This is a genomic window from Rosettibacter firmus (assembly GCF_036860695.1).
GTDB classification, from domain to species: domain Bacteria; phylum Bacteroidota; class Ignavibacteria; order Ignavibacteriales; family Melioribacteraceae; genus Rosettibacter; species Rosettibacter firmus.
In genome coordinates this window covers 1,176,937-1,189,121 of record NZ_JAYKGJ010000001.1, presented here as the reverse complement: position 1 = coordinate 1,189,121, position 12,185 = coordinate 1,176,937, and the positions used below count along the sequence as shown (strand labels likewise).

9 protein-coding genes are annotated in these 12,185 nt (G+C 29.7%); 6 read left to right on the top strand and 3 right to left on the bottom strand.

Features of this window, described 5'->3' with window-relative positions:
• The first annotated feature begins 8 nt into the window (after positions 1–8).
• On the top strand, positions 9–599 hold the full coding sequence (locus VJY38_RS05065; RefSeq protein WP_353679581.1) for a peroxiredoxin family protein: 591 nt from the start codon (positions 9–11) through the stop codon (positions 597–599).
• 41 nt (positions 600–640) lie between these two features.
• Here VJY38_RS05065 and VJY38_RS05060 read toward each other — a convergent pair whose 3' ends face one another.
• Both VJY38_RS05060 and VJY38_RS05055 read right to left on the bottom strand, forming a co-directional pair.
• The gene (locus tag VJY38_RS05060; protein ID WP_353679580.1) at positions 641–991 is read right to left on the bottom strand and encodes a gamma-butyrobetaine hydroxylase family protein; all 351 of its coding nucleotides are present in this window, start codon (positions 989–991) and stop codon (positions 641–643) included.
• 22 nt (positions 992–1,013) lie between these two features.
• Positions 1,014–2,318, bottom strand: a complete 1,305-nt coding sequence (locus VJY38_RS05055) for a thymidine phosphorylase (protein ID WP_353679579.1) — start codon at positions 2,316–2,318, stop codon at positions 1,014–1,016.
• Between the two features lie 201 nt (positions 2,319–2,519).
• Here VJY38_RS05055 and pepT point away from each other — a divergent pair, with 201 nt between their 5' ends.
• From pepT to VJY38_RS05030, 5 genes are all read left to right on the top strand, one after another.
• Positions 2,520–3,770 (top strand): peptidase T, encoded by a 1,251-nt coding sequence (pepT, locus tag VJY38_RS05050; protein ID WP_353679578.1) that lies wholly within the window; start codon positions 2,520–2,522, stop codon positions 3,768–3,770.
• 28 nt (positions 3,771–3,798) lie between these two features.
• Positions 3,799–4,650, top strand: a complete 852-nt coding sequence (locus tag VJY38_RS05045) for a cation diffusion facilitator family transporter (protein ID WP_353679577.1) — start codon at positions 3,799–3,801, stop codon at positions 4,648–4,650.
• Positions 4,651–4,732: 82 nt separating this feature from the next.
• On the top strand, positions 4,733–6,424 hold the full coding sequence (locus tag VJY38_RS05040) for an AMP-binding protein (protein WP_353679576.1): 1,692 nt from the start codon (positions 4,733–4,735) through the stop codon (positions 6,422–6,424).
• A 102-nt stretch (positions 6,425–6,526) separates the two neighbouring features.
• Positions 6,527–8,599 carry a carboxy terminal-processing peptidase gene (locus VJY38_RS05035; RefSeq protein WP_353679575.1) on the top strand — a complete coding sequence of 691 codons (2,073 nt, stop codon included), beginning with the start codon at positions 6,527–6,529 and terminating at the stop codon, positions 8,597–8,599.
• A 51-nt stretch (positions 8,600–8,650) separates the two neighbouring features.
• Positions 8,651–10,579, top strand: coding sequence for an SGNH/GDSL hydrolase family protein (locus VJY38_RS05030; protein ID WP_353679574.1), 1,929 nt, complete (start codon positions 8,651–8,653; stop codon positions 10,577–10,579).
• 3 nt (positions 10,580–10,582) lie between these two features.
• Here VJY38_RS05030 and malQ read toward each other — a convergent pair whose 3' ends face one another.
• On the bottom strand, positions 10,583–12,106 hold the full coding sequence (gene malQ / locus VJY38_RS05025; protein WP_353679573.1) for a 4-alpha-glucanotransferase: 1,524 nt from the start codon (positions 12,104–12,106) through the stop codon (positions 10,583–10,585).
• Between the last annotated feature and the right edge of the window lie 79 nt (positions 12,107–12,185).

Genomic DNA, 12,185 nt, shown 5'->3' with positions numbered 1-12,185 from the left:
GGTGAAAAATGAAACAGCAAAAAATAAACGCACCAAAAGGTTTAACTAAAAAACAACGTAGCTGGATTTACACTGGATTTTTTATTGGTTTGATACTTGTACTGTTTGTTGTAAATAATAGTGGTAACGAACCCGAGAGAGGACCGTATCCACCAAACTATGTTCCTGCTGCTCAAAGAAATAGTGTACTGGCTCCCGATTTTGCTTTACCAACTACCGATGGCAAAGTTTTAAGATTATCCGATTACAGAGGTAAAGTTGTAATAATAGATTTCTGGGCTACCTGGTGTCCACCATGTAGAAAAGGAATTCCTGATTTAATTGATATAAAGAAAAAGTATGGCTCAAAAGGAGTTGAAATAATCGGAGTTTCTGTAGATACTGATACAAAACCAGAAGTTATTCCGTTTATTAAAGAGAAAGGTATTAATTACCCTGTTGTTTATGGGAATCAAAATGTTTATATGCAATATGGTGGAATTAGAGCAATACCAACGACTTTTGTAATTGATAAAGAAGGAAAAATTGTTGCAAGCTACGAAGGTTTAGTTCCAAAAGTTACGTATGAAAATCACATAAAGAAAATTTTAGGTTTATAATTAATTATCAGCCTGAGTTTGTTACTCAGGCTTTTTATTTTCTAATGATGATGTTCAAGATCTTGATGTAGATTGTCTCTAACCTCAAGGTATTCTCCATACTTTAGAAGTAAATCCCACGAATAAATTCCATAATTATGGCCATCTTTCCATGTAATTTGAATTGCATAATTACCAACAAGTTCAATTTTTTCGATTTCGTATTTTCCGGGTCTATCTGGTTCTCGAGATGGAGGTGGATAATGTTTCCATAAAATTGTTTCTCCTTTATTACCGGCATCTGGTGATTCATCACGTAAAAATTTTAATGGATATTTATAGATCTTACCGTTATTCCATTCTATTTCAAGATAATCTTGTTGATGTAATTTTATTTTTACTGGTGTTATCATTTTATTCCAGCACTTTTAATTATTAACTCAAAATCTTTTTAATAAGTTTAATTTTTGGGAAATTGTTATTTGATAATTTGAGTGAAGATAAAATTTTTGTTTTTGCATCTTCTATATTTTCTTTTCTATCTGTAAATATTTCTGCAATTAATTCTCCTTTTTTGATTTTACTTCCAATTTTGGGATAAAAAATAATTCCAGCTTTTGGATCGATTTTATCTTCTTTAGTAATTCTCCCTGCACCAAGTTCAGAAGAAATAATTCCTAATTGATAAGTATCTATACTTTGTACATAACCAGATTTTTCAGAATAAATTTTCTCATGATATTTTGCTTTCGGATATTTTTCAGGATGTTTTAAATAAAATACATCTCCACCTTGAAGTTTAACAATTTCTAAAAATTTATTAAATGCTTTGCCACTCGAAATCATTTCCAGAGCTATCTCTTTTCCTTCGTTTAATGAAGAAGCTCTGTTTCCTAAATAAATCATAGCACCAGAAAGATTTAAGCTAAGTTCGAGTAAATCATCTATTTTTTCACCCTGCAAAATTTTTATTGATTCATAAACTTCAAGCCAGTTTCCTATATAATTTCCTAAAGGTTGATTCATATCAGTTACAAATGCAATTACTTTTTTATTAAATGATTTTGCAGTTTCTATAAGCGAATTGGCTAATCTTAAAGCATCATTATATTTTTTCATAAAAGCTCCAGAGCCAGTTTTGACATCGAGAACTAAACCATCAATACCTTCTGCTAATTTTTTACTCATTATACTTGCTGTAATTAATGGAATGGATTCAACTGTAGCAGTAACATCTCGCAGAGCATAAATTAATTTATCTGCTGGAGCTATATCTCTGGTTTGGCCAATCATTACTGCATTACATTTTTTAATTATGTTTTTATATTGATTTATGTTGAGGTTGGTTTTAAAACCCGGTATCGATTCAAGTTTATCAAGAGTACCACCTGTGTGTCCAAGTCCCCTTCCACTGATCATCGGTACGTTTATTCCTGCAGCAGCTACAATAGGTGTAATTATTAATGATGTTTTGTCGCCAACTCCACCTGTAGAATGTTTATCAATTTTTTTTCCATTAATAGAAGATAAATCAATAACTTTGCCACTGTTTAACATCGAAAGTGTAAGATATGAAGTTTCTTTTTTATTCAATCCTTTCAGAAAAGCAGCCATTAAAAAAGCAGAGAATTGATAATCTGGGATTTTTCCTTTTGTAAAGTTTGTTACAAGATATTCAATTTCTTCTTTCGATAATTGCTTGCCATCTCTTTTTTTTCGTATAAGTTCAACTGTGTTCATTATAATTTCTATTTATATTTTAGTGAAAATAAAGTATATACAAAATTACATTTTCAAATAACCGTTTACAATTAATTTTAGAGTTAAACATGTTACTTACCAGCAGTAACCATGAATATTATTAAAACAAAAAATTAATTGAAAAGCATCTGAATTTTCTATTAACTTTCATTTACAAATAAAATCATTATAGAGGTAAATATGTTTGATAACAATTATAAGTTTACAGTATTGGATCGGTTTCTTAAATATGTAAAAATAGAAACAACATCTGATGAAGATTCCAAAACATTTCCAAGTGATCCCAAACAATTAGAATTATCGAGATTACTTGTAGAAGAACTAAAACAAATTGGTATGCAGGAAGTTGAAATGGATGAATATGGATATGTAACTGCTACACTTCCATCAAATACAGAAAAAGATGTTCCGGTAATTGGATTTATTGCTCATGTAGATACTTCTCCAGCAGTAAGTGGAAAAAATGTTAATCCAGTTATTCATAAAAACTATCAGGGTGGAAATATTGTATTGCCTGGAGATAATACAAAAGTTATAGATGTAGAAAGTAATCCTGTTCTTAAAGAAATGATAGGATATGATATAGTTACAAGTGATGGTACAACTCTCTTAGGAGCTGATGATAAAGCAGGTATTGCAGAGATTATTGATGCTATGAATTATCTTATAACTCATCCTGAGATAAAACATGGTAAAATACGTGTATGTTTTACACCGGATGAAGAAGTTGGAAGAGGCACAGAAAAATTTGATGTAAAAAAATTTGGTGCTAAGTATGCTTATACAATTGATGGAGGTACGCGAGGAGAAGTTGAAACGGAAACTTTTAGTGCTGATGCTGTTGTAATAAAATTTAATGGAAAAAATGTTCATCCAGGATATGCTAAAGGAAAGATGATTAATTCGATTAAAGTTGCAGCAAAGTTTCTGGAATTACTTCCTAAAGATACACTTTCTCCCGAGACAACAGAAAAAAGAGAAGGTTATGTACATCCAACTTCGATTAATGGGAATGAAACACAAACAACAATAAAATTTATAATAAGAGATTTTGATGCACAAAAATTGAAAGAGTATGAGGAATTACTCAAAAATTTATGCAATAAAGCTATAGAGTATTTTCCAAATTCTTCATTTAATTTCGAAGTTATTGAGCAATATAGAAATATGAAATATATTCTTGATCAACATCCACATGTTGAAGCTTATGCTGTCGAAGCTCTCGAGCGACTTGGAATAAAACCAATTAAATCATCAATTCGAGGCGGAACAGATGGTTCGCGATTATGTTACATGGGTCTTCCAACTCCAAATTTATTTGCAGGTGGCCATAATTTTCATGCATATACAGAATTTGTTGCTGTTCAGGATATGGAAGCTGCTGTTAAAATGATAGTTACACTTGCTCAAATCTGGGAAGAAAAATCGTAATTATAAATAATATTTTTATAAAATTGTTATGGCACAGAAATTAAAACAAGCTACAGACATTGCTCTTGGAATTAATATTTTTCTTTTTATAATCAAAGCTATTGTTGGAGTAATATCAAATTCTATTGCAGTTATTTCTGAAGCACTTAATTCTTTTACAGATATTCTTGTTTCAATCGGTATAAAAATAGCTGTAAAAATATCACGAGATAAACCTGATCAAAAACATCAATTTGGTCATAATGCTGCTCAACCTATTGCAGCGTTTATACTTTCTGTTTTTGCTTTTGTTGTTGGAATTAATATTGTTGAAGAATCTATAAAGAGATTAATAGAACCTCAGAATATACATGCTATTCCAGAAATCTATGTAGTTTTAAGTATAACAATTATTACGAAAATTATTCTTAGCCGATATCAGGTTAAAATTGGCAAGCAATATAATAGTCCAGCAATAAAAGCTGCATCAGTAGATAGCATTAATGATGTACTTGCATCTTCAATTGCATTGATTGGTGTGTTTGGGGCAAGTTATAAATTAAATTATTTTGATAGCATAGCTGGAATAATGGTAGCGTTGTTTATATTCAAATCTGGTTACGAAGTTGGGCGAGAAAATTTAGATTATTTAATGGGTCGTTCCGCAACTAAAGAATTCGATGATAAAATAAAAGAAATGACATTGAATATCGAAGGAGTTAAAGGAATTAATGACTTACGTTCACATTATGTTGGTAATAAATTTCATATTGAAATTCATATTGAAGTGGATAAAAATATTCCTACAGAAGTTTCTCATAACATTGGCAATCGTGTTCGTTATGCTTTAGAAGAAATAGAGGAAGTACAAAAAGTTTTTGTGCATGTTGATCCGGTATAATATTTTAAGAAATAATCTTACTTAATTAATGCATTGTGAATTGACTTTTTGAATTATAACTTTGTAAAAAAAGAAATATAAATTGAAAGATTTAAAAAAATTTACATTACTTCATTTACTTAATAATAGCGTAGAAGAGTTTGCTGATAGAAATTTAGTTTCGTTTATAGATTCACAGCCGATAACGTACCGTGATTTTAAAAGAAAAGTTGATTCTGTCTCTTCATTTCTTAAAAGCGAAGGTATAATAGCTGGCGATAAAGTTGCAATCTTAAGCGAAAACCAGCCAAATTGGGCAATTGCTTATTTTGCTATTACAACGATGGGAGCTATTGCAGTTCCTATTATGACAGAATTTAGCGTTGCCGAAGTTCATCATGTCTTACGTCATTCAGAAAGTAAAGCAATTTTTGTTTCTGCTAAACAATTTAGTAAAATAGAAGATTTCTCTAATAATAATTTGTATCTCCAGATATTGCTGGATGATTTCTCAATAATTCCTTTGAAAACCAAAAATGATTTTCTTAAAGAAATAATATCATCTGGCAAAAAAGAGTTTTCAAAAATTAAAGAAGCAGCATTAAAATTTGCTGGTATAATTCCAGAAGAAGTTGAAGAAGAGACTCCTGCATTAATTTTATATACCTCGGGAACTACTGGGCATTCTAAAGGTGTTGTGTTAACTCATAAAAATGTTGTTTCAAATGCACTCGATACATTAAAAATTGTAGATGTTAAACCTGAAGATAGACTTTTATCAATTTTACCTTTATTTCATACTATTGAATCAACACTTGGATTGGTGACCCCATTACTTGCTGGTGCTTCTATAACATATCTAAATAAACCTCCAACAGCTGGTGTACTTCTGCCGGCTTTATTAAAAGTAAAACCTACCATTATTCTTGCTGTTCCATTGATAATAGAAAAAATTTACAAACTAAAAGTTTTACCCGAGATAAATAAAAAACTACTATTACGTAGTGCTTATAAAATTCCCTTCTTAAGAAAAAAGATTAATAAAATTGCAGGCAGAAAACTTCTGAAAACTTTTGGTGGAGAATTAAAAATGTTATGTCTTGGTGGAGCACCACTTTCTGCAGAAGTTGAACAGTTTTTAAGAGAATCAGAATTCCCTTATGCAGTTGGTTATGGTTTAACAGAAACTTCTCCACTTGTTACAGGTAGTAAACCTGAAGAAGCAAAATTTCGTTCGGCTGGAAAGCCTCTCCCTTCTGTAAAGATAAAAATAGATAATCCAGATGAAATAACAGGAGAAGGGGAAATATTGATTAAAGGCCCAAATGTAATGAAAGGATATTACAAAGATCCAGAAAAAACAAAAGCTGTATTTACAGAAGATGGCTGGTTTAAGAGTGGAGATTTAGGCTTTATTGATAATGATGGTTATCTATTTATTAAAGGACGTTCTAAAAATGTAATCATTGGATCAAATGGAAAAAATATTTATCCAGAAGAAATTGAATCTATAATCAATGAATCGAAATATGTTCTTGAATCGTTAGTTCACGAAAACAATGGAAAACTTGTAGCTCGCGTTTACTTAAATTATGATGAAATTGATAATGAATTTAAAATACATAAACTAAATGAATCTTCGGCAAGGAACATAGTGGATAAAATATTATCAGAACTGTTGAAGGATGTTAATTCTAAAGTAAATACTTTTTCTCGACTGGCAAATATTATCGAACAGAGAGAACCATTCGAAAAAACACCAACTCAGAAAATCAAAAGATATCTTTATACTTAGTACTGGTTTATTTTATAATTAAAAATTTGTAATAAGATAAAAATATTGAAACAAAACTATTATCTTAGTGTATGATAATTCAAATTTTAGAATGGGATTTAAATGAAAAAAACACTCACTACTATATTATTACTTATTCTATTTGAGATTAGTTATTCTCAAAATGTATTAGAAGTACTTAAAAAAGACCATACTTTAGATTCGTCAAAAGTAATTTTACCTGATGAAACTTATAAAAGAATTGATCAGGTTATTGTTCAAATTCTTTCTAATTACCATTATAAAAAATTAAAACCGAATGATTCTTTATCTTCTATTATTTTCGATGAGTATATTAAGAATCTTGATAATGCAAAAATGTATTTCTTGAAGTCTGATATAGAATCTTTTGAAAAATATAGATATCAATTTGATGATTTTCTCGTCACAGGTGAATTAACAATACCATTTGAAATATTTAATACTTATAAAAAAAGATTGTCAGAAAGAATAAAATATGTAAATAAATGCTTGCAAAAAGAATTTGATTTTTCAATTGATGAATCATTTTCGCCAGACCGTGAAAAAGCTGAATGGGCAAAAACTCCTGAAGAACTCGATGAGCTCTGGAGATTGAGATTGAAAAACGATGCACTGAATTTAATTTTATCCGGTAAAGACTGGAAAGGAGCTTCCGAAGTTTTGTTAAAACGATATCAAAATTATCATAAAATTATTCTTCAGTACGAAGCCGAAGATGTTTTTTCTTTGTTTATGAATTCTGTAACTCAAGTTTATGATCCTCATTCTGATTACCTATCCCCCTCTGCATCTGAGAATTTTAATATCAGTATGAAACTTTCTCTTGAAGGTATAGGTGCTACATTAAGACAGGATAATGATTATACTGTTGTTGCCGGTATTGTACCTGGTGGCCCAGCGGCAAAAAGTGGTTTGCTTCAAGAGGAAGATAAAATTGTTGGAGTCGCTCAAGGCGACGATGGAGAAATGGTAGATGTTATAGGCTGGAGACTGGATGATGTTATTCAATTAATTAGAGGTAAAAAAGGAACTGTTGTTCGTCTTTTAATTCTAAAAGCAAGTGATGGACCAAATGCTATACCAAAAGAAATTAAACTTGTACGCGACGAAGTTAAACTCGAAGAACAAGCAGCTAAAAGTGAAATTATGAATATTCAACACGAAGGATATAATTTTAAGATTGGCGTTATTAAACTTCCTTCTTTTTATACCGACTTCGAAGCACAACAAAAAGGAAAAACCGATTATAAGAGCACAACCAGAGATGTAAAAGAAATTCTTAAAAAGTTTAAAGAAGAAAAAGTTGATGGTGTTATAATCGATTTAAGAAATAATGGTGGTGGTTCACTTCAAGAAGCTATTCAATTAACTGGTTTATTTATTAAAGATGGTCCTGTTGTACAAGTAAAAAATATGATGAATATTATAGAAGTAGATAGAGACCCTGATCCTGGAATTTATTATGAAGGACCTCTTGCAGTTCTTGTAAATAGATTTAGTGCTTCGGCATCTGAAATTTTTTCAGGTGCAATTCAAGATTATGGACGTGGTATTATTATTGGTGAAAATACTTATGGAAAAGGAACTGTTCAAAATCTTCTTGATCTAAATAGACATATTCCAATAGCTGGAAAAAAACTTGGTCAACTTAAACTTACTATAGCTAAGTTTTATAGAATAACTGGTAGTAGCACACAGCATAAAGGTGTACAACCTGATATTATTTTCCCATCTCCATATAGTGCAGATGAATTTGGTGAAAGTTCTCAACCAAGTGCTTTACCATGGGATCAAATTCAACCTGCTCAATATGAAAAGTATGGTGATATTTCAAAATTCATCCCTTTGTTAATTCAAAAACATCAAGAACGAACAAAGAAAGATCCTGAATATCAATTACTGCTTGATGATATAGAAGAAATAAAAGAAAATAGAGAGAAAAAAGTTTTTTCTTTAAATGAAAAGATTAGACGAGAAGAAAAAAATAAAGCTGAAGAAAGAAAGAAAAAGAAAGATGAAGAACGTGCAAGAATAAATAAGCTGGATATAAAAGATAAAAAAGAAGTTGATGCCCAAACTTCTAAAGCAAGCGATTATGAATTAAAAGAAAGTACAAGAATTCTGGCAGACCTAATTATTGCAAAAGTAGGTTAAGTATGTGCTGAGTAATCTTTGTTTTATTTTGCTATGAATTTGTAGTATAGAATGCAATATAAAAGAAAAGAAATTAATAAAGATTCTAAATTAGATAGTCATTCAAAATCACAGAGCGACTATTCAAGAAAACCACCTTTCTATTTTTATCTCATCTTATTTTTAATTCCTGTTTTATTTGTCATCATTCTTGAATTAAGTCTACGCATTTTTAATTATGGATATGATTTAAGTATGTGGGTAGAAGTATCCAGTGGTAAATTAATGTTAAATCCTGATGTTGCCAGAAGATATTTTACTAATGTAAAGAAACCACCATCTTCTATTGAAGATGCTTTTGATAAAATCAAAGATAAAAATGCCTTTCGTGTGTTTGTTTTAGGAGAAAGTAGTGCAGCAGGTTATCCATATATGCCAATGGGTTCATTTTCCAGATATATACGTAGACGACTTGAATTAAACTATCCTCACAAAAAAATTGAAGTTGTAAATTTAAGTCTAACAGCAACTAATAGTTATACAATTCGAGATTTTATACCAGAAATAATTAAACAAAAACCTGATTTGGTTTTAATTTATGCTGGGCATAATGAATATTATGGTGCATTAGGTGCTGGTTCTTTTGAATCAGCAACAGGTACGAGAGAAATGATTAATGCAATGTTATTTCTAAATAGATTTAAAACAACTCAATTAATAAAAAATATTCTGAAGTGGTTAACATCACTAATAACAAAGTCCGAAAATCCTTACTCATCTGGAACTTTGATGTCTAAGATGGCAAAAGAAAGACATATAGCATATAATTCAGAAATTTATAAAGCTGGCTTAATACAATTTGAAAAGAATATTTATGATGCAATTAAAATGCTTAAATCTTCGGGAGTACCAGTAATAATCTCTACTGTTGTGAGTAACTTAAAAGATCAACCACCATTTGTTTCGGTTAGTAATAATAATTATCCATCAGCACAATCTGTTTATGAAGAAGCATTAAGTTTATATTCAAAAGGAAATTTTAAAAAAGCAGATTCACTATTTAGATATGCAAAAGATTTAGATGGATTAAGATTTCGTGCTCCTGAAAAAATAAATTCAATAATCAGGAAAATCTCAAAAAATTATAATATCCCTCTTGTTGATGTAGATTCTTTTTTTGCATCGATTAGTCCAGGCAATATTGTTGGAAATAATTTAATGACAGACCATCTTCATCCAACTCTTAAGGGATATCAATTAATTGGAAGATTATTTTATGAAAAGATGTCGGAATTAAACTTTTTACCAAAAGACTCAAAACCAAAATATAAACATGAAATTCAGGATAGTATTACAATTTCGAATTTCATTTTTTCTAAATTAGATTCTACTATAGCCGATTACAGAATAAAAGTTTTAAAGAATGACTGGCCATTTATAGATCCAAATCAGAAAAAAAGTTTTGATGAAATATGTAAGCCAAAAAATTTTATAGATTCAGTAGCACTCAGCTATATCAAAAACAAAATAATATGGATGCAAGCACATGAAAAGGTAGCAAACATATGTATGAAAAATGGTAATCTTGATGGTTTTCTTAATCATGTAACAGCAATTATCTATCAATATCCATTTATAAAAGAAAATTTATATCAATTAGAAGCGCTGGCAATAAACTATCTTAAAAAACAAGATTATAAAAATGCAACTAAAATTTTAGAAGCAGAATATAAAATTAAGCCCAATGCTTTTTCATCAAAGTGGCTTGGACAAATAGAATTAAGTTCAGGTAATATTATTCCTGCAATAAAATTTCTGGAAGAATCCATTTCTTATGATAGTACAGATACACAGGTTATGTACAACTTAGCAGGTGCATATGCATTGAACAAAGAATATATTAAAGCATATAATACTGTAGAAAAATTAATCAAGTTGAATTCACAGTATCCAGGTGCAAGAGCTTTGTATAACGATCTTGTAAATATTATCAATAAATAATTTTTAATATACTACATGTGAGTATTCATTTTCTGAAGGAAATCTTTCATAAAGCATAATCAGTTTGGAAATTTTGTTTTTAATATCATCATTAATTTGATCCCACGTAAATCTCCATGTCCAGTTACCATCTGGTTTCCCTGGAAAATTCATTCTTGCATAGGAATCAAGATTTAATATATCCTGCATCGGGATAATGACAATATCTGCAACCGATGAATATGCAAGTCTAATTAATTGATAACACATATCATCACCATAGTAATTCATATAGAATTGTGCATGCTTAAATACATCCGAGTTCATTTCTTTTTCTTTTTTGAAGAAACCTGAAGTTGTATCATTATCGTGAGATCCAGTGTAAACGACGCAATGTTTTTCGTGATTGTGTGGTAAAAATCTTTTTTCTCCAGTTTTTCCAAAAGCAAATTGTAAAATTTTCATTCCTGGAAAATTAAATTTCATTCTAAGTTCATTTACTTCTTTGGTTATAACTCCAAGATCTTCGGCAAGTATAGGAATATCTCCTAATTTTTTAATTATAGTATTAAATAACTTTTCACCTGGAGCTTTAACCCATTCACCTGTTTCGGCTGTTGGTGCTGTTCCAGGTATTTTATAATAAGCTTCGAATCCTCTGAAGTGATCGATTCTAATTATATCAACAAGTTCCAGCATTTTAGAAAATCTTTTAATCCACCAATCAAATTTGTTTTTTTCCATTATATCCCATTTGTAAAGTGGATTTCCCCAGAGCTGTCCAGTTTTACTGAAATAATCCGGTGGAACACCAGCAACAAATTCTAAATTTCCTTCCTCATCAACTGTAAATAAATGTCTATTTGCCCATAAGTCAGCACTATCATAAGCAATATAAATTGGTACATCACCAATTATTTTAATCCCTTTACTATTTGCATAATCTTTAATTTCTTTCCATTGTTTGAAGAATATATATTGAACAAATTCATGGAATAAAATTTCATCGTATAATTTTTCTTTCCATTTTTTTATTGCATCTTTTTTTCTGAATGCAATTTCTTTATCCCACTTTGACCATACAATTCCATTATGATAATTTTTTAATGCCATAAAAAATGCAAAATCTTCTAACCAGTAATTATTATCTTCTCTGAATTTCTGAAAATCATGTGAGCTTGTTCTATCTTTGAAATTTTCATAAGCTTTTCTTAGAAGTGTGTTTTTATAATTTATTATTTGTCCATAATCAACATACGAAGGATTTGTTTCTGGTAAATTATTTAGATCATCATCATGAAGTAAATTTTCTTCTTTAAGTTTATCGGGACTTATTAATAATGGATTTCCAGCGAAAGCAGAAAAACATTGATAAGGTGAATTACCATAACCTGTTGGACCAAGTGGAAGTATTTGCCATAATGATTGTTTAATTTCTACCAGAAAATCTATAAACTTAAAAGCATCGTAACCAAAATCACCAATTCCATATTTTGATGGAAGCGAAGTTGGATGTAAAAGAATTCCAGCAGAACGACTATAGTTCATAATTTCCTCTTAATTAATTTTTATTTGCAAATATAATATTAATTGAATTAGCATTAATTAATTTGTTCACAAAAAAAAT